This is a genomic window from Paractinoplanes durhamensis (assembly GCF_016862175.1).
Taxonomy (GTDB): Bacteria; Actinomycetota; Actinomycetes; order Mycobacteriales; family Micromonosporaceae; genus Actinoplanes; species Actinoplanes durhamensis.
Genome location: NZ_BOML01000012.1, coordinates 93,011 through 116,015 on the forward strand (window position 1 = coordinate 93,011; position 23,005 = coordinate 116,015).

28 protein-coding genes are annotated in these 23,005 nt (G+C 72.6%); 14 read left to right on the top strand and 14 right to left on the bottom strand.

What is annotated here, in order from left to right:
* Positions 1–23: 23 nt before the first annotated feature.
* The 3 genes from Adu01nite_RS06210 to Adu01nite_RS06220 are packed head-to-tail and all read right to left on the bottom strand — an operon-like array spanning position 24 to position 3,837.
* On the bottom strand, positions 24–548 hold the full coding sequence (locus Adu01nite_RS06210; protein WP_203725551.1) for a hypothetical protein: 525 nt from the start codon (positions 546–548) through the stop codon (positions 24–26).
* The gene (locus tag Adu01nite_RS06215; protein ID WP_203725552.1) at positions 545–2,344 is read right to left on the bottom strand and encodes a dynamin family protein; all 1,800 of its coding nucleotides are present in this window, start codon (positions 2,342–2,344) and stop codon (positions 545–547) included. Before Adu01nite_RS06215 ends, Adu01nite_RS06210 begins: the two co-directional genes overlap by 4 nt.
* Entirely contained in the window at positions 2,341–3,837 is a 1,497-nt protein-coding gene (locus Adu01nite_RS06220) for a dynamin family protein (protein ID WP_203725553.1), read from the bottom strand. Before Adu01nite_RS06220 ends, Adu01nite_RS06215 begins: the two co-directional genes overlap by 4 nt.
* Positions 3,838–4,016: 179 nt before the next feature.
* On the opposite strand from Adu01nite_RS06220, the gene Adu01nite_RS06225 reads away from it, so the two are divergent.
* The 4 genes from Adu01nite_RS06225 to Adu01nite_RS06240 all read left to right on the top strand — a co-directional run bounded on the left by Adu01nite_RS06225 (position 4,017) and on the right by Adu01nite_RS06240 (position 9,237).
* Positions 4,017–6,665, top strand: coding sequence for a LuxR C-terminal-related transcriptional regulator (locus tag Adu01nite_RS06225; protein WP_203725554.1), 2,649 nt, complete (start codon positions 4,017–4,019; stop codon positions 6,663–6,665).
* The gene (locus Adu01nite_RS06230) at positions 6,662–7,201 is read left to right on the top strand and encodes a LuxR family transcriptional regulator (RefSeq protein WP_203725555.1); all 540 of its coding nucleotides are present in this window, start codon (positions 6,662–6,664) and stop codon (positions 7,199–7,201) included. The genes Adu01nite_RS06225 and Adu01nite_RS06230 overlap by 4 nt, the downstream gene beginning before the upstream one ends.
* Positions 7,202–7,318: 117 nt before the next feature.
* Positions 7,319–8,179 (top strand): phosphotransferase, encoded by an 861-nt coding sequence (locus Adu01nite_RS06235; protein ID WP_203725556.1) that lies wholly within the window; start codon positions 7,319–7,321, stop codon positions 8,177–8,179.
* Entirely contained in the window at positions 8,176–9,237 is a 1,062-nt protein-coding gene (locus tag Adu01nite_RS06240) for an NAD(P)/FAD-dependent oxidoreductase (RefSeq protein ID WP_203725557.1), read from the top strand. Before Adu01nite_RS06235 ends, Adu01nite_RS06240 begins: the two co-directional genes overlap by 4 nt.
* A gap of 80 nt (positions 9,238–9,317) precedes the next feature.
* Here Adu01nite_RS06240 and Adu01nite_RS06245 read toward each other — a convergent pair whose 3' ends face one another.
* Positions 9,318–10,208: an alpha/beta fold hydrolase gene (locus tag Adu01nite_RS06245; protein ID WP_203725558.1), complete on the bottom strand. Its 891-nt coding sequence runs from the start codon at positions 10,206–10,208 to the stop codon at positions 9,318–9,320.
* A gap of 138 nt (positions 10,209–10,346) precedes the next feature.
* Between Adu01nite_RS06245 and Adu01nite_RS06250 the strand changes: the two genes are divergently transcribed.
* Together Adu01nite_RS06250 and Adu01nite_RS06255 are read left to right on the top strand one after the other, a co-directional pair.
* Positions 10,347–11,180 (top strand): lysophospholipid acyltransferase family protein, encoded by an 834-nt coding sequence (locus tag Adu01nite_RS06250; protein WP_203725559.1) that lies wholly within the window; start codon positions 10,347–10,349, stop codon positions 11,178–11,180.
* A gap of 52 nt (positions 11,181–11,232) precedes the next feature.
* Positions 11,233–11,685, top strand: a complete 453-nt coding sequence (locus Adu01nite_RS06255; RefSeq protein ID WP_203725560.1) for a hypothetical protein — start codon at positions 11,233–11,235, stop codon at positions 11,683–11,685.
* Here the strand turns inward: Adu01nite_RS06255 and Adu01nite_RS06260 are convergent.
* Entirely contained in the window at positions 11,662–12,381 is a 720-nt protein-coding gene (locus tag Adu01nite_RS06260; RefSeq protein WP_203725561.1) for a hypothetical protein, read from the bottom strand. The two genes, Adu01nite_RS06255 and Adu01nite_RS06260, sit on opposite strands and share 24 nt — an antisense overlap.
* Before the next feature lie 135 nt (positions 12,382–12,516).
* Between Adu01nite_RS06260 and Adu01nite_RS06265 the strand changes: the two genes are divergently transcribed.
* A complete protein-coding gene (locus Adu01nite_RS06265) occupies positions 12,517–12,681 on the top strand; it encodes a hypothetical protein (RefSeq protein ID WP_203725562.1) in 165 nt (54 codons plus the stop codon).
* Here Adu01nite_RS06265 and Adu01nite_RS06270 read toward each other — a convergent pair.
* Complete coding sequence (locus Adu01nite_RS06270) at positions 12,647–13,375, bottom strand: VOC family protein (protein ID WP_203725563.1); 729 nt, start codon at positions 13,373–13,375, stop codon at positions 12,647–12,649. The genes Adu01nite_RS06265 and Adu01nite_RS06270 overlap by 35 nt on opposite strands.
* A 39-nt stretch (positions 13,376–13,414) precedes the next feature.
* Between Adu01nite_RS06270 and Adu01nite_RS06275 the strand changes: the two genes are divergently transcribed.
* On the top strand, positions 13,415–13,672 hold the full coding sequence (locus Adu01nite_RS06275) for a hypothetical protein (RefSeq protein WP_203725564.1): 258 nt from the start codon (positions 13,415–13,417) through the stop codon (positions 13,670–13,672).
* On the opposite strand, the gene Adu01nite_RS06280 is transcribed toward Adu01nite_RS06275, so the two are convergent.
* Genes Adu01nite_RS06280 through Adu01nite_RS06295 form a run of 4 tightly spaced genes read right to left on the bottom strand, consistent with a single transcriptional unit; the run spans position 13,662 to position 15,671 of the window.
* Positions 13,662–14,171, bottom strand: a complete 510-nt coding sequence (locus tag Adu01nite_RS06280; protein ID WP_239132170.1) for a maleylpyruvate isomerase N-terminal domain-containing protein — start codon at positions 14,169–14,171, stop codon at positions 13,662–13,664. The two genes, Adu01nite_RS06275 and Adu01nite_RS06280, sit on opposite strands and share 11 nt — an antisense overlap.
* 42 nt (positions 14,172–14,213) lie before the next feature.
* Positions 14,214–14,693 (bottom strand): SRPBCC family protein, encoded by a 480-nt coding sequence (locus tag Adu01nite_RS06285; RefSeq protein ID WP_203725566.1) that lies wholly within the window; start codon positions 14,691–14,693, stop codon positions 14,214–14,216.
* Complete coding sequence (locus tag Adu01nite_RS06290; protein ID WP_203725567.1) at positions 14,690–15,052, bottom strand: metalloregulator ArsR/SmtB family transcription factor; 363 nt, start codon at positions 15,050–15,052, stop codon at positions 14,690–14,692. The genes Adu01nite_RS06285 and Adu01nite_RS06290 overlap by 4 nt, the downstream gene beginning before the upstream one ends.
* Positions 15,053–15,074: 22 nt before the next feature.
* Positions 15,075–15,671 carry a class I SAM-dependent methyltransferase gene (locus tag Adu01nite_RS06295; RefSeq protein WP_239132171.1) on the bottom strand — a complete coding sequence of 199 codons (597 nt, stop codon included), beginning with the start codon at positions 15,669–15,671 and terminating at the stop codon, positions 15,075–15,077.
* Between the two features lie 73 nt (positions 15,672–15,744).
* Here Adu01nite_RS06295 and Adu01nite_RS06300 point away from each other — a divergent pair, with 73 nt between their 5' ends.
* The 3 genes from Adu01nite_RS06300 to Adu01nite_RS06310 all read left to right on the top strand — a co-directional run bounded on the left by Adu01nite_RS06300 (position 15,745) and on the right by Adu01nite_RS06310 (position 18,247).
* On the top strand, positions 15,745–16,260 hold the full coding sequence (locus Adu01nite_RS06300) for a DinB family protein (protein WP_203725568.1): 516 nt from the start codon (positions 15,745–15,747) through the stop codon (positions 16,258–16,260).
* Entirely contained in the window at positions 16,257–16,598 is a 342-nt protein-coding gene (locus Adu01nite_RS06305) for a DUF488 domain-containing protein (RefSeq protein WP_203725569.1), read from the top strand. Before Adu01nite_RS06300 ends, Adu01nite_RS06305 begins: the two co-directional genes overlap by 4 nt.
* A 695-nt stretch (positions 16,599–17,293) precedes the next feature.
* Positions 17,294–18,247, top strand: a complete 954-nt coding sequence (locus Adu01nite_RS06310) for a tyrosine-type recombinase/integrase (protein ID WP_203725570.1) — start codon at positions 17,294–17,296, stop codon at positions 18,245–18,247.
* A gap of 4 nt (positions 18,248–18,251) precedes the next feature.
* On the opposite strand, the gene Adu01nite_RS06315 is transcribed toward Adu01nite_RS06310, so the two are convergent.
* Positions 18,252–18,671, bottom strand: a complete 420-nt coding sequence (locus Adu01nite_RS06315) for an organic hydroperoxide resistance protein (RefSeq protein ID WP_203725571.1) — start codon at positions 18,669–18,671, stop codon at positions 18,252–18,254.
* Positions 18,671–19,114 carry a MarR family winged helix-turn-helix transcriptional regulator gene (locus Adu01nite_RS06320; protein ID WP_239132172.1) on the bottom strand — a complete coding sequence of 148 codons (444 nt, stop codon included), beginning with the start codon at positions 19,112–19,114 and terminating at the stop codon, positions 18,671–18,673. The genes Adu01nite_RS06315 and Adu01nite_RS06320 overlap by 1 nt, the downstream gene beginning before the upstream one ends.
* Before the next feature lie 69 nt (positions 19,115–19,183).
* Here Adu01nite_RS06320 and Adu01nite_RS06325 point away from each other — a divergent pair, with 69 nt between their 5' ends.
* The gene (locus Adu01nite_RS06325; protein WP_203725572.1) at positions 19,184–19,693 is read left to right on the top strand and encodes a GNAT family N-acetyltransferase; all 510 of its coding nucleotides are present in this window, start codon (positions 19,184–19,186) and stop codon (positions 19,691–19,693) included.
* Here the strand turns inward: Adu01nite_RS06325 and Adu01nite_RS06330 are convergent.
* Positions 19,671–20,441, bottom strand: a complete 771-nt coding sequence (locus Adu01nite_RS06330) for an endonuclease/exonuclease/phosphatase family protein (RefSeq protein WP_203725573.1) — start codon at positions 20,439–20,441, stop codon at positions 19,671–19,673. The genes Adu01nite_RS06325 and Adu01nite_RS06330 overlap by 23 nt on opposite strands.
* A gap of 130 nt (positions 20,442–20,571) precedes the next feature.
* On the opposite strand from Adu01nite_RS06330, the gene Adu01nite_RS06335 reads away from it, so the two are divergent.
* Positions 20,572–21,033, top strand: a complete 462-nt coding sequence (locus tag Adu01nite_RS06335; RefSeq protein ID WP_203725574.1) for a heme-degrading domain-containing protein — start codon at positions 20,572–20,574, stop codon at positions 21,031–21,033.
* Positions 21,034–21,074: 41 nt separating this feature from the next.
* A complete protein-coding gene (locus Adu01nite_RS06340; protein ID WP_203725575.1) occupies positions 21,075–22,046 on the top strand; it encodes an NAD-dependent epimerase/dehydratase family protein in 972 nt (323 codons plus the stop codon).
* On the opposite strand, the gene Adu01nite_RS06345 is transcribed toward Adu01nite_RS06340, so the two are convergent.
* The gene (locus Adu01nite_RS06345; RefSeq protein ID WP_239132173.1) at positions 22,035–23,000 is read right to left on the bottom strand and encodes a pyridoxal-phosphate dependent enzyme; all 966 of its coding nucleotides are present in this window, start codon (positions 22,998–23,000) and stop codon (positions 22,035–22,037) included. The two genes, Adu01nite_RS06340 and Adu01nite_RS06345, sit on opposite strands and share 12 nt — an antisense overlap.
* Between the last annotated feature and the right edge of the window lie 5 nt (positions 23,001–23,005).

Consider the following 23,005-nt stretch of genomic DNA (forward strand, 5'->3'; position numbering starts at 1 on the left):
GGCGAGCGGGAGGTGCCGGGTACTCAGTTTTGCTGCGACCACCACTTGGCGAGGGCGGCGGTGGCCGGGTCGTCGGATCCGGCCAGGTGGGCCCACGGGTCGGCGCCGGGCGGCAGGTCGGTGGCGGCATATTCGGCGAGGTCGCCAGGCTGCACGGCTTCGGTGGTGTCGGCTTCGTGCAGGGCGGCCTGGATGTCGGCGAGGCCGAGGCTGCCGGAGTCGATCCACGGGAATCCGTCGACCGGTTCGGGGAGTTCCCCGACGTCGACGGCGGGCGGGAAGACGCTGTCGCTGAGATCCGCCTCCGGCAGATCAACCCCGGTTTGGTGTACGGCCTCGGCAGGCTCGGCAACGTCCGCGTGGTCGTCGGCGACGTACGCGGGTTGGTCGTCCTCGTGGTCAGGCAGCTCGAGATGGTGCTGGTCGTCGGTGGTGTGGTCCCACAGGTCGTGGACCTCGTGGTCCTCGGCGAGCGGCTGGTCCTCGAACGGGAGGGCCTCGTGGTGGTCGTCGCCGAAGTGGTCGGCGAAGTCGTGGTGATCCGTCATCGGTTCTCCTCGTCTTGCGGGACGGGCGTCAGCGCCCGCGCCCGGATCAGCACGTCGTCCACGTGGCGTAGTTTCCCGCGCACGCTGTCGAGCTCCTGCTGGGCGCTCTGCCGGCGTTTCTGCCGGCCGGCCGCGTCCTCGGCGGCCGCGGCGTCGATGTCGGCGATGTGCGCGTCCAGGTCACGCAGCCGCCGTTCGACGGCGTCGTCGACGGCCACCGACAGGGCGTACTGCAGGTCGGTGAACCGGTTGGCGATCTCGTCGGCGAGGGCGGCGCGGGCCTCGCCGAGGACGTCGCGCAGCCAGATCCGGGCCTGTTGCCGGTCGGTCTGCACCCGCCGCCGCCACAACACGTACCCGCCGGCGGCGAGACCGAGGCCGATACCGGCGACCGGGACGAGCACCCCGCCGACGGCGAGGGCGGAGGCACCGAGGATGGCGCCGCGGCCGGCCATGAACGCTATCCCGCCGGCCGACAGGGCGATCAGCATGTTGTCGCCGGACCCGTCGCGTGGTGGTGCGGCGGCCAGGGCGTGCCGCAGGGTCGCGTTGAGCCGGCCCAGCATGCCGGCCCGTTCCTGGTCGTCGAACACTTCGGCGAGGACCTTCTCGGCGACCTGGTGAAAGGTGTCCTGCAAACCCTGCGACAGCTCGGCGGCGAGGGCCTGCAGCTCGGCGTCGACCGCGTCCGGCAGTTTGGTCAGGGCTTCGCCGCGGCCGGTGTCGACCCGGGCGGAGAAGTCCTGCTGCAGGGTGGCGACCCGGGACCGCAGCCGGCCGACGGTGTCGATGCGGGCCCGCTGGGTCTCGGTGCTCAGCAGCAGCGTCCACTGCCGGGACTCGGTGCGTTTGCGGGCGGCCAGCGCGGCCCGTTCGGCGCGGACGGCGGCGTTGCGGGCCGGGTCGGCCTCGGCCGCCTGCACCTTGCCGGTCGCGATGGCGGTGAGGCGGGCGAGTTCGCCGCGGGCGGTGCGCAGCACGTTGGCCAGTTGCAGCTGGTGGCCGCGGCCGGCCAGGTCGACCAGGGCGTGCTGCAGTTCGGCGATCCGCGACGCGTCGACCAGGGCGGCCTGCTCGCCGGGCGGAGAGACCAGAGCCAACTCGGCGAGGGCGGACGACACCGGGAACCAGGGGGCCTCGGCGAAGCGGGGGGCGTGGGCGCGCAGCAGGGCCCGGTTGTCGTCGGCGATGCGCCGCCACCCCGGATAGGCGTCGATCTTGGTGAGGGCGAACACCACCGCGTCGACCCGTTCGCTCGCGGCGACCAGGAACGTCAGTTCCGGTTCGGACAGCGGCGCGGACGCGTCGGCGACGAACAGCAGGGCGGTCGCCTTGTCGACGGCGGCGAGGGCGACGGTGGCGTGGGCGGGGTCGAGGCCGCCGACGCCGGGGGTGTCGAGCAGGCTCACGTACTGCAGCAGCGGCGCGGGGTGCTGGACCTCGATGCGGCGGGCCTTCTGCTCGCCGGTCGCCCAGTGCCGCAGGTCGTCGACCGATATCGGGTCGGCAGATCCGGCGAGCCAGGCCCGCACCTCATACGGGCCGGGGACGAACTGCAGGTAGGTGGCGGTGGCGACGGCCGCGTCGACCGGGGACAGGCCGGGCACCCCGATCAGCGCGTTGATCAGTGAGCTCTTGCCGCGTTTCGTCTCGCCGACCACCACCAGCGACGGGCGGATCAGCTCGCGGCGGCGCAGTTCGGCCAGGTCGGCGCCGGCGTCCGGGTCCTGGGCGCGCACGTAGGCGAGGGTGTCGCGGACGGTGGTGTCGAGGGTTTTCGTCAGGTCGGCGGTCATCGGGTCACCTGCTGGGCGAGCAGGTGGAAGCCGCGGTGCGCGACCTGCGCGATCCGGGACTGGGCCGGGCCGGCGCCGGCCACCGCGTACACCCGCCACCGGTTCGCGGCGTCGCGGGCGGCCGCGGCGAGCTCGTCGGCGCTCGCGTTCGGCAGCCGCAGGATCCACCGCGGGTCCTCCGAGGTGGCCAGGCGGGTCAGCTCGGCCTCCCAGTCGGCGGGCAGCCGCACCGTGCCGGTGGCGACCCGCTGGGCGGCGTCGAGCAGCCGCAGCCGGTGGTAGGCGGGGTCGCGCAGCAGCCGTTCGACGGCGTCGCGCAGGATCTCCCGGTCCTTCTCGTCGCGGGTGTGCCCGGCGAGCCGTTCGAGCCGGCCCAGCGCCCACCCGGCCTTGATCGCGTCGGCGCGCCAGCGGAACGACTCCTGCAGGGTCTGCCGCAGCCGCGGGAACCCGGACGCGGCGACCAGCCGGCGCACCAGCTCACCGGTGCTCAGCTGCGGGTCGGCCGCGTACTGCGCCAGGGCGAACCCGATGCCGTACAGGTCGAGCAGCGAAAGCAGGCGCTCCCGCTGGGCGGCGTCCAGCGGGGCCGGGCGGGTGCGGAACAGGTCGACCGAGGCGAGCATCACCCGCAGCTGCTCCATCGGCAGTTCCGCCAGCTCACGCAGGGCGGCGCCGTCGGCGGCGGTGAGCCGGCCCGCCTCGGCGGTCTCGGCCAGCAACGCCACCACCGGCACCACGTCGGAGACGGTGCGGGCGAGCAGGCCGGCCTGCTGCTCGGCGAGCGGCCCGGCCACCGGCCACGGGTCACCCGGCCCGCCGACCAGGGTGTCGACCTTGCCGAACACGCCGAGCGCGTTGATCGGGCTCGACGCGAGCCGGGCCGAGGAGTCCCGGAACGCGTCCAGGGCGCGCACGTCGTCGGCCCGGACCGCCTGGGTGAACACGTAGACGACGGCCTCGGCCGCGGCGACCTCGCCGGCGGAGTCGGCGTCGATGTCGGCGTCGAACGGTGCGGTGGACACCCCGACCGCCTCCTCGGCGCGGGCCGACACCATCGTGTCGGTCGATGCCAGGCCCGGGGTGTCGACCACGGTCAGGTCGCGCAGCTTCTCGCTGGTGAGGGTGACGTCCACGTAGGCGACGCGGGTAGCGGGCACGCCCAGACGCTGCGGGATCATGCCGTCGTCGTCGAGCGGGAGGCTGATCCGCCGGCCGTCGCGGCACACCACATCGACCCGGTCGGCGGGCCCGTACCGGAAGCGGGTGACCACTCTCGTACATTCACCCACCGCCGTGGGTGCCACCCGCCGCCCGATCAGGGCGTTGACGAGTGTCGACTTTCCGGCTTTTAGACGACCGGCGATTGCGACGCGTAACGGCTCACCGAGACGCTCACCTATCTGTCTGAGCTGGCCACCGGCTTCCGGGCCGATCTTGCCGGCAATCTCGTCACAGAGAGTGGCAACGGTCGAACTGAGGGGGCCGCTCATGTCGACTCGTCAGCCGTGCACACTGTCGGCGACAATGGCAAGACCACGGCTGTCACCTCTGCCCTCCCGCTCACGCGGCGAGCCGGTGCCCGCCACGGCACAGCCTACGGACGACCGTCCGGCACGGGATCCCGTGTTCGTGCCACAGCCGGTCGACGTAGCGAAGGGGAGGGGCCCAGGTGGCGGAAGATCTTGACCCGCTTGCCTCCGCCGCTGCCCTGCTGCACCGTCCCGGCCTGGTCGTGCTCACCGGCCCGCCCGGCAGCGGCCGCACCACCGGCCTGCGCCGGCTGACCGCCGAGGTGCCCGGCCCGGCGCACACCGGCGGTGGCCTGGCCATGCTGCGGTCCACCCCGGCCCTCGCCCTGTCCCGGGCGGTGCGGGCCCGGCTGCCGGCCCACGACGTGCACCTGCTCGCCGAAGCGGTCCGGTCCCGGGTGCGCGGTGGCCTGCTCGTTCTCGACGACATCCAGTACGCGGACCCGGCCACCCTGGCCGCGCTGCCGTTGTTGGCCGGCCACTGCCGGGTCCTGGTCGCGTTACGCACCCCGCACCGGCTGCCCGGCCCGGTCGCCGACGCCCTGCGCGCCGCCGCTGCGGCCTGGCTGACCGTGCCGCCGCTCGACCGGGCGGCCGCGCTCGACCTGGCCCGGCGCACCGCCGGTGGCCTGTCCGAGGAGGCGCTGTCCGCGGTCGCCGACCGGGCCGGCGGGAACCCCCTCGCGATCACCGCGCTGGCCCGGCAGGCCGCGGCGGGCCGCGCCGCCGGGGCCGCGGGCATGGACCAGGTGGCGTACGCCATTGCCACCGCCCTGGCCGACCTGCCCCGCCCGGCCCGCACCGCCCTGGCCGCGCTCGGGCTGCTCGGCCGGCCCGCGCCGGGCGCGCTGCTCGGGGCCGGTGCCGCCGACCTGCACGCGGCCGGGCTGATCACCGCCGGGCCGGCCGGGTCACTGCTGCCGACCTCGACGTATGTGGCCGAGACCGCGGCCGGGCTGCTCGACGCGGCCGGCCGGGTCGAGCTGCACACCCGCCTCGCCCAGCTCACCCCGCCGGCCGAGGCGGCCCGGCACCTCGCCGCCGCCGGTGACCTCGCCGGCGCGCACCGCACCGCCCTGGCCGCCGCCGATCAGGCGTCCGGCGGGGACCGGGCGGCGCTGCTGCTGTTCGCCTGCGACCTGGACACCCCGATCGACCCGCGGGTGCGGCTCGCGGCGGCCGACGCGGCCCTGTCCGCCGGGCGGGCCGCGGCCGCCGCCCAGGTGCTGACCACCGGCACCCCCCTCGGGGTCGAGGCCGACGTGCTGCGCGGGGAAGCCCTGCTGCAGGCCGGCTCACCCGCCGCGGCCCGGGCGGCGGTGTCCTCGGTGCCGGACGCGTCGCCGGCGCCGGTCCTCGCCGCCCGGGACCGGGTGCTGCTGCTCGCCGAACTCGCCACCGACCCGGCCGGCGCCCTCGACCTCGCCGGGAAGATCAGCGCCCGCTACCCGCACCCGCCGCAAGGGGTTGCCGCGGCGGTCGCGACCGTGCAGGCCGCCAACCACACGCCCGGCTGGGACACCGCGCTGGCCGCGGTCGCGACCGGCGGCGGCGACCCGCAGATCAGCCGGTGGACGGCGTGGCTGCTGGTCGAGCACCTCGCCGCCGACGGCCGGCTCACCGAAGCGGCCACCGCGGCGCTGCGGGCGGCCGACGACTGCGCCGCCGACCTGGCGTACGGCTGGCAGACCCGGTTCGCGGCGGCCGCGGACTGGGCGATCGCCCTGCACGGCAGCAGCCAGGTGATCCTGCCCCCGGCCGAATTCGGCTCGGACGGGCCGGGTGTGCCGGTTCCGGGTGGGTCGGTGTCGGGGCGGGCGCAGGTGCCGGCTCCGCACGCCGCCGGTAGCGGCGCGGTGAGCGTGCCGACCGCTCAGGCCGGCGCAGCGGCGGGTTCGGCCACTGCTGATGGGGAACGATCCGGCCGCGTACTCGAAGAAGGCGGGAACCTGATCCCGCAGGCCGGGCCCGATGATGTTCTCCGGCGGGCCGGGAACCTGACCGACCGGGCCATCCCCGACGAAGCCCGGGGTTATGCGACCGCGGCGTCCGCGCTGGTCGAGGCCGACACCGGGTTGCTGGGTGCGGCACGTGCCCGGCTGGACGCGGGGCCGCAGCATCCGGCGACCCGATGGGTGGCGCGGGAGACCGCGTGGCTCGACGGGCAACCGGACCGGGCCGCCAAGGACACGGCCTCCGACAGCGCCGGCCTTCTCGCCGGGCTTCATGCGATCACGGCCCGATGGGCCGCCTACGATCTCGGCGCGGTGGGTGCTCCACCGATTCCGCCGGGGCTACCGACTCCCGCGCGGCGCACCCTGACCGCGTGGGCGACCGGTACCGGATTTGCGGCAGCCGCCGACGGGTGGCGGCCCGTCGCCTTGCGGGAGCAGGTGCGGTGCCTGCTCGCGGCCGGTTTGACCGAAGCCGACCCGGGCCGGGCCGTCGCCGCGCTGCTCGACGCCGAGCGGCTCGCCGACGCGGCCGGGCTGACCGTTCTCGCCGGGCGTGCCCGGCGTGGTCTGCGCCGGCATCATGTGCACCGCGACACCCGAAGCCCCCGTTCCGGGGACCAGCTGACCCGCCGGGAAACCGACGTGCTGCAGCTGGTCGCCGCGGGGGAACCGACCCGGCGCATCGCCGGGCAGCTCGGCATCTCCGCCGAGACGGTCGACACCCACATCCGCGCCGGCATGCGCAAGCTCGGCGCCAGGACACGAACGGAAGCCGCCGCCCTCGCCTTCGCCACCTTCCCGAGTTCCCCAGAGATGCACAAGGATGGCCGGTGACCAGACAGCCCGACGCCCCTCGCCACGTCGTCGCCAACCCGGGCGACGCCGACACCGTGCTGCGCCGCCTGATCCGCGACGGCTGGGTGGCCCGCGAAGGCTTCGCCCTGCCCGACCCGGCCTGGGACGTGACCGGTAACCGGCTCGTGCTGCACGGCCGGATCACCGACCCGGAAAGCCTGCAGCTGGCGGTCCTCGCGGCCGCGCGCGGTGCCGGCGTCGTGGCGATCTGCGACGCCGAGTCGACCCTGGGGAGGGCACTCGTGGACGATCTGACCCGGCTGGGCCCGGTCCGCCAAGGTCCGGCACCGGAGCCCGGCACCGACGGCAACGCGGCCGCCGACCTGGTGCCGGAGCAGCGGGCGCTGCTCGACCGGCTCGCCGCCGGCGACACGATCGCGGCCGCCGCGGCGGCGGAGTTCCTGTCGCTGCGCACCGCCAACCGGCGCATCGCCGAGGCCCGCGCCCTGTTCGGGGTCCGCACCACCCGCGAAGCGGTCCTCGCCTACCTGCGGCAACGCGGCCCCGGCCAATAATCTCAGTGCCGTCTCAGCCCGGATCGACTACGGTCGTTTGGCTGACACCGCAGCGCGGCCCGCAGGACTAGGGTCGATGCGGCAGGATTCTGTTGCCGTCACGAGTCGGGGGCCGTCGTGACCTTTGCCGGGCCCACCCAGGCGTGGCCACGTGCGGCGCGCCTCGACGCACCGCGCGTCCTCGACCGGATCTTCGCGATCACCGGGGTGCGGCTGGTCCTGGAAGGACCGTGCCCGGGCGGTGAGGTCGGCGCGGCCTATGTGCGCTGGCCAGACGGACGCCGGTCGGTGCTGACCGCGGCGCGGACCCAATGTGGTCCGCTCGCCGACCGGGCCCGCACGGCGGGGGTGCCGACCGCCCGCCACGAGCTGACCGCCCGCGTCGACGGGGTCCGGGTGGTGGTCCAGCAGCGGCTGCCGGGGGCGCCGCCGGCCACCGTCGACGCCGCCGTGGTGCGGCAGATGTTGCAGGTCAACGGCCAGCTCGCCGACCTGTTCGCCGGGCCGCCGCCGGAGCAGCCCGCCGAGCTGTATCTGACCGGCGACGGGCCCGGGTTCTGCCTGCACGGTCCCCTCGAAACCCACAGTGCCCGGTCGGCGCGGCTCCTCGCCTGGATCCGGTCGGTGGGTGCCTCGTCCGGGTCGCAGATGATCGGTGACGACCTGGTCCACATGGACTTCCACGCCGGGAACGTCCTCGTCGACGCCGGCCGGCTGACCGGGGTGGTCGACTGGGACGGCGCGGTCCGCGGTGACCGGCACCTCGACCTGACCACGCTGCGGTTCTACCTCGGCGGGGTCGCGCCGCACCTGACCGGCATGGTCGACGACCGGCTCGCGCTGATCTCCGAACGCCGCCGCCGGGCCTACTGGGCGCACATGAGCCTGCGGCAGGTCGACTGGTCGATCCGGCACCACGACGCGGCCACCGTCGAGAAGTGGCTGACGGTCGCGGAAGAGGGCATGGCCGCCGGGTGAAACCGGTCGTGGTCGTCGGTACCGGCATCGTGGGCGCGTCCATCGCCTATCACCTGGCCCGGCTCGGTGAGCCGGTCGTCGCGGTCGGCCGCGATGCCGGGGTGACGGCGGCGTCGTTCGGGTGGATCGGCGGCGACGAGCGCGGGGACTGGCCGGGCGGGGCGGCGGATCTGGCCGGTTCCGTGCTGGGCGATTGGCGGCGGCTCGCCGCGGAGGTTCCGGGGGTCGGGGTGCGCTGGACCGGGTCGCTGCGGTGGCCGGTCACCGGCGCCGGCGGCCCGGATGTCGATGACGTGCGTGTCGGCGGCCCTTATCAGGTCGGCGCCGCGGCGATCGGCTCGCTCGAGCCGCATCTGCGCGCACTTCCGGACCGGGCGATCTATGCCCCGGAGGATGGCGGTGTGGATCCGGCGGGAGCGGCTCGGGCGTTGCTGATCGCGGCCCGCGGTCTCGGCGCGCATGTGGTGAGCGGGGTTACCGTGCGCGGGATGCGGACCGGCGGGGTGGAGACGTCGGCCGGGTTCCTCCCGGCGTCGGTTGTCGTGCTGGCGGCCGGGGCAGGAACCGTGCGGTTGGCTTCGTTGTCCCCCTCGCGCGGAGAGGCCCGGCTCGGTGCCACCTCGCCCGCGCTGCTGATCCGGGTGCGGGCACGGCACGCCGGGCTGGTGCGGGGGATCGTGGCCACGCCGGGCCTGGAGGTGCGCGAGGTCCGCGACCGGGACCTGCTGATCGCCGCCGCGCTCGCACCCGGGGGCCGGTGGTCGTGGTCCGAGCAGCGCGAGCTGGCCGCCAAGGCTCTGCACGAACTGGAAACCACGTTCGACGGCCCGCCGCCGCGGCTCGCGGGATGGCGGGTCGGGGTGCGGCCGATGCCTGGTGGCGGCCCGATCATCGGCCCGCTCACCCCGGACGTCTACGCGGCCGTCATGCACTCGGGCGTGTGCCTCGCTCCCACCGTCGGCCGCCTGGTCGCCACCGAGATCGTCTCCGGCGCCGCCGCACCCTCGCTGGCCCGCTGCCGGCCGCTCAGCGCAGCCCACCCAGACGCTCAGGGTTGACACAGGACACCAGGCAGCCGAGAACAACCGGAAGTGCGCGGTCCGGCCCGGCCCGGACTGCTGGGCGCGCAGCAGCCGGTCTACTCGGTTACCGCCCGCAGTACCTCGTCCCAGTAGGCGAAGCTGGTCGTGCCGTGCCCCGCCGCCGGGTAGAGCACCATCGTCGCCAGGGGGAGCCGGTCGGCCAGCCAGTGCCCGTGCGCGGCCGGGACGAGCCGGTCGTCGCCGCCGTAGTAGAGCCGCACCGGACACGTCACCGCGGTGACGTCGATGTCCCAGTCACCGCCCCAGGCGACGTTGTCGCGGGCGTAGCCGTCCGGGCGGGTCAGCGCCTCACGCAGGTCGGCCGCCCAGCTCAGCTTCTTCTCCCGGTCGAGCCAGCCCAGATCGGCGGCCGGCGCCCCGTCGAGATAGGCGTCGACCAGGGCCTCGTCGTCCTCGATGTCGAGCAGCCCACGATGGTCGGTGGTGAACAGGGCCCGGAACCCGGTCAGCGCCGCCTCGACGCGGCCCTGGTCGGCCAGGTCGAGCAGGTCACGTTCCGGGTCGCCGGGCACCGCCGGCCGCAGGCCACGCCACGGCCCGATGCCCGCCACCACCGCCACCCGGCTCACCCGGTGCGGCCCGGCCAGGGCGGTGGCCAGCGCATACGGCCCGCCGCCGGACACCCCGGCCACGCCGAACCGGGTGACGCCGACCTCGTCGGCGATCAGCATCGCGTCCGCACCGACCGACGTCAGGCTGGGCGCGGTGTCCGGGGTGGTGCCGTAGCCGGGCCGGTTCGCCGAGATCAGCCGCACCCCGCACCGGCGGGCCGCCGCCTCGACCAGCCCCGCCTGGTGCCGCGACCCGGGGGTGCCGTGCTGGAACAGCACCGGCACACCGTCGAGGTCGCCGCCTTCGCGGACCGCGATCCGCCGCCCGTCCGGCAGCGTCACCACACGTTCGACCGCCGCCGTCTGCGCCCTCATGGCCGACATGATCGCACCGCCGGTACCGGACCGCCGAGTCCAACTGGACGCCAATCCGGTTACAGCTGTTCCGCGGCTTTGCCACCCGGGTGCACCGTTCGGATTTCGGCGCCGCCGCATGCGATTATTGACGGCCTTATGGAGAGCTCTACCTGGCGGACCCCCACGATGTGGCGGTTCATGCTGGTCCTCGGCCGGCTTCTGGTGTGGCCGCTGTGCCGGCTGCGGGTGTCCGGTGACGTGCCCGCGGAATTCCGGGGCCGCGCGGTGATCCTGGCCGCCAACCACGTCAGCCCGTTCGACCCGATCGTGATGACCGCCGCCTGCCACAAGATCGGTATCGCGCCGCGGATCCTGGCCACCGGCGGCATCTTCGACGCCCCGATCGCCGGGGCCGCGATGCGCGCGGCCGGGCACATCCGCGTCGACCGGGGCACCACCCGGGTCGCCGACGCGCTGCCGTCGGCCGCGGACGCCCTGGCCGGCGGGGCGATGGTGCTGGTCTACCCGGAGGGCCGCATCGGCCTCGACCCGTGGATGTGGCCGGAACGCGGCAAGACCGGCGTGGCCCGGATGGCGGCACTGTCCGGCGCGCCGGTGCTGCCGGTCGCCCAGTGGGGTGCGCACGCCGTCCTGCCCTACGACACCCCGAACAACCTGCTCCGCTCGCTGTGGCAGGCGATGCGCCACCGGCCGGTCGTGCACGTCCGCTTCGGGTCGAAGCCGGTTGACCTGTCGACGGTGACCGGCACCCCCGGCGCCCGCGCCATGCAGGCCACCCGCCTGATCATGGAAGGCATCGACGACACCCTCGCCCAGCTCCGCGACGGCGAGATGGAACTCCCGCACATCGTCGACGAAACCCGCACCCAGGACTACACCCGGGTCCGGCCGCGGCCCGGCCGGACCCTGCCGCCGCTGCCGGCCGTCGACCCCGGACCGTCGGTGTCGCCCGGTTCCGCCCCCGCCTGACACCCGAACTGCCATCCTCGGGGTGGACGGGCGCCGCGCAGAAGGGCAAAGCATGGGGTTCTTCGGGACATACCTCTACGACGGCGAACACTGGCACGACGCCGACCCCGACAGCCGCCCCACCGACGACCGGCCATGGATGCTGCTCGACATCCACGACAGCGACTTCACCATCGTCACCTACGACCCGGCCCCGCCCGGCGCGGGCACCGCCTACCTCGGGATCACCCCGCGCACCTACTTCGAGGACCCGGCCGCGTCCGCCCCGACCGACGTCTTCCGCGAAGCGGCCGGAATCGCCGCCTGGCGGTCCCTGCTCCACCCCGGCGGTGACCAGCTCGCCACGGAGGAGCAGATCGTCACGTTCCTCGCCCAGGACGTCGACCCGGAGGACGACGACCTGGATGACGGCGACCTCGACGACGCGGAAGTCTTCGCCGAGGTGAAGACCGCCCGCTTCGTCACCGCTCTCGGCCTGCCGCTACCGCCCGACCTCGACACCTGAACCGCCGACTTCACCCAGCTCCGCCAGCCGCGCCTCGACCTCGGCCAGTTCGGCACGCAGCCGCTGCGCTTCCTTCTCCGCCTCGGCCCGCTCCGCCGACAGAATGTGCTCGACGGCCTCCTGCACACCGGGGACGTCGACCAGCGACACCATCCGCAGCGCCTCGGCCGGGCGAATCACATACGGCTTGGCGAGGACCTTGCTGCCCTGCGCGGCCGCGACCGTCCACTCACCCTCCCCATAGGCGAGGGTGACCGTCAGCGCCGGCGACGGTTTCGTCTTCACCGGCCGGGCCGGGGTCACCTTGCGAGGGGCCGGGGCCGGCACGTCATCTCCACCATTGCGCACCGCACCATCCTCACCCCTGCTCCGCTGGGCCGGGGCCGGCGCCACGCTGGGCAACGGTTTGTCGATCACGAACTCCGGCTCCGGCGGAGCGGCCGGCGGCTCCGCTTTTTTGACCACCGCCCCACGCGGGGCGACCCGCAGGTCGGCGGGGGAGAACGGCAACTCGTCACGGCCGAACCGCACCACCAGGAAATCGTCGGTCTCGGCCGGGTCGCCCAACGACACCACCTGCCCGATCTTCCCGGCGACCTGCCCGGCCGCCTCGGTGAACTGCACGCGCGGCTTCCGCCCGGCGGCCACCCCGTCACGGATCGCCGTCAACTCATCGGTGCTCAAACCCGGGGCCACGCCACCACTCCGATCATTCGAACGTTTGTTCCAGTAGTTTTAGCAGGAGGCACCGACAATTTCCCGCACCCGGCAAGATCCTGTCACCCGCGCCGCACCGGAAACCCGGTTGCCCCCGCCAATACCGTCATCGACATGGACCGGCCGGTGGACCGACACCGCCCACACCGGTACTGGCTCCCACACGTGCCCGACTGGCAGCCCGCCGAACCCGAAGCCCTGCCCGGCCGGCACCTGACCGCCGCCGTCACCACCCACCGGCAGATCATCCACGCCCACGGAACGGCGCCCGCCCGGTAACGCAATACTCCCGCCCCAGCGGATCCCGCAACGTCGTCCAGTCACCCGGCACCCGCCGCACCACCGACGCCCCCAGCCCGACATGGCGCGCCACCTCGGCATCAACCCCATCACAGGCAAAATCCAGATGTACGCCCGCCGCACCGTCCCCGAGACGCTGCACCAGGAACCGCAACGGCAGCGACGCGTCCCCCTGCAGGAACGAGAACTCCGGCAGATCCGACGCCCGCCGCTCCCACCCGGTCACCGCCGCCCAGAACGCGACCTCCGCGTCATGGTCGACGGCCGGGATGTCCAGACACCACTGATCCACCAGGCTGCGCTGCCCGCCGGCCCACTCCACCGCCGCCGGCCGCACCGCCTCGCCATCCCACCGCACCAGGCAGAACACCACCCCGGCCGGGGACGCCAGCACCACCAGATCCGACTGCACGGACACCACCGACGCCCCGAACCCCTGCGCCTCCGCGGCAGCCGCAGGCACATCGTCGACGTGCAGATCCAGATGCGACCCGGGCCGCCCCGACCCGATCACCTGGACCCGGAGGAACGCGTCCCCGTCGGCCGGCAGCAGCGTCGCGAAGGCCCCGTCACCACGCCGCGGCGACAGGGTCGTCCCGGTCACCGCCAGCCAGAACGACTCCACCTCGCTGGTAGGGGAGTCCAGAAACCCGGTAACCCACCGCACCCGCATACCCGCACCCCTTCGCCGCCGGCCCCTAGGATCCCAGGCGTGCCCGTCATCGACCTCGACGCCCCAGCCAGACCCGCCCCGACCCGGAGCCGGCGCGTCCCGATCATGCTGGCCGCGGCGCTGGCCCTGCTCAGCCTCCCCGGCGAGCCCGGCACCAGCCCGGACACCTTCAACGAGGACATCTGCGCCTACCTGAATCGCCTACCGGGCTCGGGCTCCGTCAGCGTGGCGATCGACCCCAGCTCGGGCGACGTCTTGCAGACCACCACCATCCAGGGCGGCTGCATCAACCATTGACCGGCTCATCCGGATCCCACTCCACAAGCAGGTCCAGCAGCCGCGGATCACCCTCGACCTTCAGCGCGTCCACCTCGACCCGGCCGTAGAACGCCAGCACGAGCTCCCCGGCGGTCGCCCGCACCGAGGTGCCGGCAACACCGGTGGGGGAGCGGACCAACCGCACCCCGTCGGCCCCCAGCTCCAGACGCCACGAATGCCCCTCGGCGACATAGTCGAGAGTCGCCGGCCCGTACGGCCAGCGGTAGGCCCCCGCACAGGACGTCTGCAAGAACTCGTCGACACCGTCGACGGCGATCCGCCCCGGCAGCGGCTGCGGCGCACCTGCCGCCAACTGCGCGTCGTAGGTGTGCACCGCCACCTCCTGCAGCTGATGCCGGGCCACCGCACCACTGGTCCGCGGTGACTCCGCCCGATCCCACCAGGTCCAGCACCCGGCGTCCGGCCCGGCCGCCCGCAGCGCGCCCAGCACCTCGGAAAACCCCAGCGTCGTCTGCACGCCCGGGTGTCTACCACCACCCGGCCGCACCCCGACACCGAATTACCGCTGCGCCTCGAAATACTCCTTCATCGCCGGGTAGTAGTCGCCGAACACCGGCACCGGCTCACCATCGCGGGACGCCACCAGCACATCCAGGTAGAACTCCCAGCCCGGACCCACCTCACCGACCGCTCCGGTGCTGCTCAGATGCTGCGTGAACCGCAACTCGGTCACCCCCTGCGCCTCCGACAGCGCCAGTTCGAGGAGCCACCGGTCGCCCTCGTCACCGGCCGACAACACCAGCCGCGACGGCTCCTCGCACGCCTCGATGGTCATGTCCATCCACGGCTTGCCCTCCTCCTGCACCATCTGCACCTTGATCGTCCGTCCCGGCCCCGCCTCGCCCTCCCACGGGCCGAACCAGCGCGCCGTCCGCTCCGGATCGGTCACACTCGCCCACACATCCGCCACCGGCGCCCGGAACGTACGGGTCAGCACCAGGTCCGTACCGAACAACCGGCCGGTAGGGGTCAAACTCATGCGATCTCCTCATGGGATTCCGGCCGCCGCACGGCCGACTGCCGCGAACGGCGAGTGCGATAAACCTCGGTCTCCAACGCGTCGAAACGGTGCTCCCAGCCGGACGGCCGCACCAGCTGCGCCAACCACCCGGACAACTCGTCCAGCGGCCCGGCCACCAGCGCATAGACCCGGCGACGCCCATCGGCGGTGTCCCGCACCAGCCCCGCCTCCCGCAACACCCGCAGATGCCGGCTCACCGCAGGCCGGCTGATCGCGAACCGCTCCGCGATCTCCCCGGCCGAGAGCAACTCATCCCGCAGCATCAGCAGAATCTCCCGCCGCACCGGGTCAGCGATCGCCCCCACCACCTCGTCCACACCCGGAAGCGTAACCAATGGGTTACACGTCAGGCAAACGAGCCAGCAACTGCAACGCCTCCAACGGATGCCCATTCATGCTCTCGACCACGAGCGCCCGCGACGCGACCACCGAGAAGTCCTCCAGAAGACCACGCAGCCACTCAGCACGGTGATGCCGGCACACCACACCATCACCGACCTCGAACACGCCATACGTCCCATACACCCCGGCATCCCGCCGATAACGCGCCAGGCTCCGCTCGTCCGACTGCAACACCAGATCACTCACATACAGCACGCCACCCGGCCGCAACACCCGCGCCAACTCACCGACCAGCCGCCGCTGACCGGCATCGGACGGCACACACGTCAGCACCGCCAGCAGCAACACCGCATCGAAACTCGCATCAGCCCAGGGGAGCAGCGGCGGCTCGGCCAGCACCCGAAACGTCACATCCGGCAGATCCCGCCGCGCCCGCTCGACCAGCCCCGGCGACGTGCCCACCCCGACCACATCGGCAAAACCGTGAGCCCGCGCAAGCCCCGCCACCCGCCCATCGACGGCCACCTGACCCGCGTCATCGTCAACGGCATCGACATCGCCCCACTGATCGAAGCCGAACTCGACCGCCGCCACCCCGACCGCGCCAAGATGCGCCCCACCACCCCGACCGCGCCAAGATGCGCCCCACCACCCCGACCGCGCCAAGATGCGCCCCACCACCCCCGACGGCTTCCGCGAGGCCCACGCCATCACCGAACGACTCTGGGCCGACACCCTCACCCGCGCCCGCCGCCTCGACCCGGCCCTGCTGCACACCTCGGTCGAGGGGGAGTGGTCCTTCATCGACACCCTGCGCCACATGGTGTTCGTGACCGACTGCTGGGTCCGCCGCGCCATCCAGCGCCAGCCGGCACCATGGCACCCGCTGGCGCTCCCGTGGGAGCAGATGCCCGACATACCCGGCGTTCCCCGCGACCGCACCGCACAGCCGCCCCTGGAAACCGTTCTCGCGCTGCGCGAGGATCGGGCGGCCGGCGTGCGCAGCCTCCTGGCCGGCCTGACCGCCGAACAGCTCGACATCGACACGCCTGCCGTCGAGGCGCCGGGCTGGCCGCCACCGAAGAGCTTCCCGGTCCGCAAATGCCTGCTGGTGCTCCTGAACGAGGAGTGGCACCACCGACTCTACGCCGAACGCGACCTGGCCATCCTGGAGGCCGGATGACGACTTACCGGACAAAACGCGTCTACGACGAGCCGAGCCCGGGGGATGGGCGCCGCATCCTCGTCGACCGGTTGTGGCCGCGCGGCGTCACGAAGGAACGCGCACACCTCGACGCCTGGGCGAAAGACGTGGCGCCGAGCACGGAGCTGCGCACGTGGTTCCACGCGCACACCGACCAGTTCGACGAGTTCGCGCGGCGTTATCGGGCAGAGCTGTCGGCCAACCCGGCGGTCGCCGAGCTACGAGAGCCGGCCGACACCGTGACGCTGCTCTACAGCGTGCGCGACCCACAGCTCAATCACGCGCGAATCCTGGCCGATTTCCTGCTCGATCCATAGATCATCTTCCAGGTCGATAATTGACATTATGTCAACTAGAACCAAAATTCAGAGGATCAAGCGAGGAGTACGCGTGACGACTCCCCACGCGGCATAAGGCAGCCCCGACCTGCTCATGCCGAGGACCGTCACCCGAACGAGAGCTACCAGCGACCGCATCCAGCGCCGCGGAGATCCGCGCGGCCCGAGAGACCGGCGCAAGGTCCGAGCCGACCGCAGACTGCGGGCTCTCGCGCCGCTCGCGTCGGTCGCCGGCAGTTCCAGGCCCACGCCGACCCGAGCCCGAGCCGTGCAGTTCCGAGCCCTGGCACCGCACCGGATCACCCGGAACGAGCTCGAGCCGCGACAAGTTCCCCAGGAACGCCGGAGAGAAGATTTCGCCCAGCCGGCCCAGCCATTCCGGCCGGCTTTGAGGCGGAATGAGCGCCTGGCGCTGCTCGGATAAGCCCCGGCGATACCCAGAAGCCGTCGATCCCCGTCAAGATCCAGATCCACTTGTCGCTGAAGTCCTTCGGCCCCGCACTAGCGGGCTTCCCGCCATCGCGCGGCGGCAGCGTGCGGGTCGGCGAAGCGACAGCCGAACCGAGCCGATGGCGGCGTGCGACAGCGAACTGCGCAGCACACGTCTCAAATACCCAAACAGGACGCCCGGATCTACCTGCCCAAAAACGTCTAAACGCTGCATAATATGACTTATGCAGCAAGAATCGGGTTCGGCGGTACACGTACTGATCGACGACTTCCTGGCGGCCCGCGCCACCCGGAAGCCCTCGCAACACACGCTCCAGGCGTACCAAAGGGATTTGCTGTCGATCGTCGGTTTGCTGGGCCCGGAGATAGTCACTCTGGGTGACCTCTCCCCTCGCTCGCTGCGGGGCGCTTTCGCCCGTTTCGCCGCCGACCGCGCCCCCGCGTCGGTGGCCCGCGCCTGGTCGTCGTGGAATGCGTTCTTCACGTTCCTGGTCACCGAGCAGGTGCTGCCGGGTAATCCGATGTCGGCGGTCGACAAGCCGAGATTGCCGGCCCACTCCCCTAAGCCGCTGCGCGGTGAGGACACGCCGGAGCAGTTACTCTCCGCTGTCAGTCAGGTGGATGAGCGGCAGCGTGATCCGTGGCCGGAGCGCGATGTGGCGGTGCTGGCGCTGGCGTTGTGTGCGGGTTTGCGGCTGTCGGAGTTGCTGGCGTTGCGGACCGGGGATGTGCTGGGCCGCCCGGGTGAGCGCCGGGTGGAGGTGGCCGGTAAGGGTGGGCGGCCGCGGACGGTGCCGATCGAGCCGGAGCTGGATGTGTTGATCGAGCGGTACCTGGACAGTCGCCGGCTGCGTTTCGGGCGGGCCGGGTCGCATGCGCCGTTGCTGGTGGATCGCAAGGGTGCGGCGTTGAAGCGCGGCGGTCTGCAGTATCTGGTGGAGTCGTGTTACCGGCGGGCCGGGGTGACCGATCGGGTCCCGCGGGGTGCGCAGTTGCATGCGTTGCGGCACACGTTCGCGACGCGGCTGGCGGAGGACGGCGCGAACGCGTCGGAGATTATGCGCCTGCTGGGGCACGCGAGTTTGACGACGTCGCAGGGCTACATCGAGGTGACGGCGGAGCAGCAGCGCGCGGCGGTGCGGGCGAACCGCACGAACCGCGCGCTGCGGGGGCTGTAACGGATCAGGCGACGGAGAGGGCGACCTCGACGTTGCCGCGGGTGGCGTTGCTGTAGGGGCACACCTGGTGGGCGGCTTCGATGAGGGCCTTGGCGGTGGCTTCGTCGACGCCGCCGATCTCGGCTTCGATGGCGACCTCGAGCTGGAAGCCGCCGTTGCCGTTGGGGCCGACGCCGACGTCGACGGTGACGGCCGTGTCGGTGAGGGTGATCTTCTGGGCGCGGGCGACGGCTTTGAGGGCGCTGTGGAAGCAGGCGGCGTAGCCGGCCGAGAAGAGTTGTTCGGGGTTGGTGAGGGCGCCGCCGGGGCCACCCATCTCCTTGGGGACGGCGAGGTCGAGGTCGAGGACGCCGTCGGTGGAGCGGACGTGTCCGTTGCGGCCGTCGCCGCTGGCGGTGGAGGAGGCGGTGTAGACGCTGGCCATTACTGGTCCTTTCCGGGGGTGGCGGCGCGGATGCGCCCGAGGAGGTGGTGCAGTTGCCGGTATTCGTCGAGGTTGAGGTCGAGGGCGCAGATGATCTGCTCGGGTACGTCTTCGACCTGGCTCTGCAGGAGGTGTCCGGCGTCGGTGAGGTGCAGGAAGACGGTGCGTTCGTCGGTGGTGCCTCGTTCGCGGCGGAGGTAGCCGGCGGTTTCGAGGCGTTTGAGCAGCGGTGAGAGGGTGCCGCTGTCGAGGTGGAGGATCTGGCCGAGGTCGCGGACGGTGACCGGTGCGCGGTGCCAGAGGACGCGCATGGCGAGGTATTGCGGGTAGGTGAGGCCGGCGTCGTCGAGGGCGGGCCGGTAGAGGGCGGTCATGGCGCGGCTGGCGGCGTAGAGCTCGAAGCAGATCATCTGCTCGAGTCCGGTGGTGTCGGCGTCCTCCATGGGGAGAACGGTAGTGCCCAATTCAGTTGTGCACAACTAACGTGGCATTGATCACCACCCTGTGTGATCATGCCTGGCGTGTCCGACATCACTTGGGTGAAGCTCTCCCCCGCGACGTTGCAGCTGCTGATCGACGGGGACCTATCGGCGGCGAGCGTGTCCGCCGGTGCCACGCTGTCGCAGTACCTGGTGGATGAGCATTGGTTGTGGCGGATCCGGCTGGAGCAGATCGGCGAGGACCCGTCGAGCGCGGACTGGATCGCCCGGGCGGCGGTCACGGACGGTCAGGTCGTCGGTCACGGAGGGTTCCACGGCCCGCCGGACACCGAAGGCGTGGTGGAGGTCGCCTATTCGGTGGATCCGGCGTTCCGGCGGCGTGGTTACGCGAAGGCGATGCTGCGGTCGCTGCTCGCGCGGGTGGATGCCGACCCGTCGGTGACGGCGGTGCGGGCGAGTATCCGGCCGGACAATGCCGGGTCGCGGGCGACGATCGCCGGGTTCGGGTTCAAGAAGATCGGTGAGCAGTGGGATCCGGAGGACGGCCTGGAGGACGTCTTCATGCGTCCAGCTGCACGATGAGTGGCCGGTGGTCGGAGATGTCCGGGCGTGGGGTGGCGACCTGCACGACGCGGCCGAGGCGGGCGGCGGCGCGCGGGTCGGCGAGGATGTGGTCGAGCTGGGCGCGTGGTGACGGGCCGGGGTAGGTGGGTGCTTTGCCGAGGGGTCGCCAGCCGGTGACGGCGCGGGCCGGGCCGGCGGGCATGTTGAGGTCGCCGAGCAGCAGCCGCGGGCCGGGCAGGGTGCGCAGGGCGCGGACGGCGTGGCGGAGTTGCCGCAGGTTCCAGCCGGGGACGAAGCTGAGGTGGGTGGTGGCGACGGTGACCGGCCCGGCGGGGGTGTCGAGGACGGCGGCGAGCAGGACGCGGGGTTCGTCCTTGAGCAGGCGGATGCCGTCGCCGGTGTAGACCGGGGAGCGGATGGGTGCGCCGGGCAGGGTGGTGATCTGCCAGCGCAGCACCGGGTAGCGGCTGACCAGGGCGATGCCGTAGAGGGGGTGGGCGTTGTCGTCGTCGCTGCGCCAGGGGTGCCAGGTCTCCCCCGGGGTGCCGACGACGGCGGCGGCGAAGCGGTGGGTGTGGGCGCCGAGGGCGTCGGCGGCGATGGCGGTGAGGTCGAGCAGGCCGCTGCGGGGCTGGGCGCGGTCGACCTCTTGGAGGCCGAGGATGTCGGCGTCGAGTTCTTTGATGGCGGCGTGGACCCGGTCGGCGTGTACGGTGCCGTCGGACAGTGACCGTCCGTGCAGCAGGTTGAAGGTGGCCAGTCGCACGAGTACCGACCCTAACGAACCGGGAGGCGCAGTTGTTCATCAAGTTGCTCTGCTGTTCGGCAATGATCTTCGTGGTGGTCGCGGCGCTGGGGATCTGGTTGCAGAAGCAGCGCCGCCGATAATGATCGCCATGAGCGATGATGTGATCTCGGAGCTGGAGGCGCAGGAGCGCGACCTGGTCTTCGACGGTTTCTCGAATGCGGATGCGTGGCGGCTGGGTTGCCTGCTGGTGGAGATGGCCGGTGAGTTGCCGGTGGCGATCGACATCCGGCGGGGAACGCAGCAGTTGTTCCATGCGGGCCTGGAAGGCAGTGCGGCCGACAACGATGCGTGGATCGCCCGGAAGGTGCGGGTGGTGGAGCGTTACGCAGCGTCGTCCTACCTCGTGGGACGGCGGTTGGCGGCGAAGGGCCAGGAGCTGGATGCGGGGATGGGGGTGAACCCGGCCGACTACGCGGCGCACGGGGGCGCTTTCCCCATCCGTATCCGGAATGTCGGGGTCGTCGGGGTGGTCACGGTGTCCGGACTCCCCCAGGCCGACGACCACGCCCTCGTGGTGAGCGCACTGAAAAGGTTCCGCTCTGAGCGATAGCCCTTCCTGAGACCGGCAGACATCGGGCATGGTCGATCGCCATGAGACTGCTGATTCTGGGTGGGTCCGGTTTTGTGGGTCGCTCGGTCGCCGAGGAAGCGGTCGCCCGCGGGGACGACGTCACGGTCTTCAACCGCGGGCAGCGCGGCACTCCGGCCGGGGTGCGGGTGCTGCACGGCGACCGGATGTCCCCGGACGGCCTGGCCGCGCTGAACGTCGACCAGAGCTGGGACGCGGTGATCGACACGTGGTCGGCGGGGGCCGGTGCGGTGGGCCGGACCGCACGGTTGCTGTCCGGGCGGGCCGGCCACTACGGGTATGTGTCGAGCCGGTCGGTGTACCGGTGGGGTACGCCGCTGCCGCTGACCGAGGATTCCCCCCTCGCCGACCCGCGGGAGCCGGGCTATGCCGGGGACAAGGTGCGCGGGGAGAACGCCGCCGATTCGTTCGACGGGCCGGTGATGCTGGGCCGGGCGGGGCTGATCCTGGGCCCGCACGAGGACATCGGCCGGCTGCCGTGGTGGCTGAACCGCCTCGCCCGGGGCGGGCCGACGCTGGCGCCGGGGCCGCGGGTGCTGCCGTTGCAGTACATCGACGCCCGCGACCTGGCGATCTTCATGCTGAACGCGGCGGTCTCGCAGTTGTCGGGCCCGTACAACGTGGTCAGCGAACCGGGTCACACGACGATGGGTGAGTTGCTGGAGGTGGCCCGGGAGGTGACCGGTAACCGGGCGCAGCTGCGGTGGGCCGACCCGTCGGTGATCGCCGCGGCGGGCATCGCGGGCTGGTCGCAGTTGCCGATCTGGTTACCGCCGGGCCCGGACCACGACTTCCTGCACCGCGGCGACGTCACCAAGGCCCTCAAGGTGGGGCTGCGGTGCCGGCCGATCTACGACACGGTCGCCGACACCTGGCAGTGGCTGCGGTCGCTGCCGGGCGACGCGCCGCTGCGGGCGGACCGGGACCAGGTCGGCCTCGACCCGGCGATCGAGGCGAAGGTGTTAGGCGAGTAGCTCACCGAGGCGGGCTGCGCCGACGTTGCCGCCGGAGAGGATCACCCCGATGCGGGCGGGTGCGGGGGTGAGCCGGCCGGCGAGCAGCGCGGCGAGGCCGGTGGCGCCGCTGGGTTCCAGGACGAGTTTGAGCCGGTCGGCGGCGAACCGCAGCGCGTCGCGGATCTCGTCGTCGCTGACCAGCACGATGTCGTCGATGAGGTGCCGGTTGATGGAGAAGGTGAGTTCGCCGGGGGTGGCGGCGGCCTGCCCGTCGGCGATGGTGCGCGGCACCGGGATGCTGACCCGCTCCCCCGCCGCGAGGGACCGTCGGGTGTCGTCGCCGGCTTCGGGTTCGACGCCGACGAGGCGGATGCCGGGTTGCAGGCCTTTGGCGGCGATGCCGCTGCCGGCGATGAGCCCGCCGCCGCCGACCGGGACGACGAGGGCGTCGAGGTCGCCGACCTCGTCGAGCAGTTCGAGCGCGGCGGTGCCCTGCCCGGCGATGACGTGCGGGTGCTCGTACGGCGGAATCAGGGTGAGGCCACGGTCGGCGGCCAGTGCGGCGCCGATCTGCACGCGATCTTCGGTGTAGCGGTCGTAGGTGACGATCTCGGCGCCGTACCCGGCGACCGCGTCGAGTTTGACGGCCGGGGTGTCGGCGGGCATCAGGATGACCGCGGTGCTGCCGAGTTCGGCGGCGGCGAGGGCGACGGCCTGCGCGTGGTTGCCGGACGAGTAGGCGGCGATGCCCCGCGACAGTTCGGCCGGGCTGAGCTGGGCGATGGCGTTGTAGGCGCCACGGAACTTGAACGCGCCGATGCGCTGCAGGTTCTCCGCCTTCAGGTACACCCGCGAGCCCAGCAAAGCGTCGAGGGTGCGGGACCGGATCACCGGGGTGTGGTGCACGGCCCCGGCCATCCGGTGGGCCGCGTCGCGGATGTCCTGCAGGCTCACCACTGTCGTGTCGGTCACGAGGA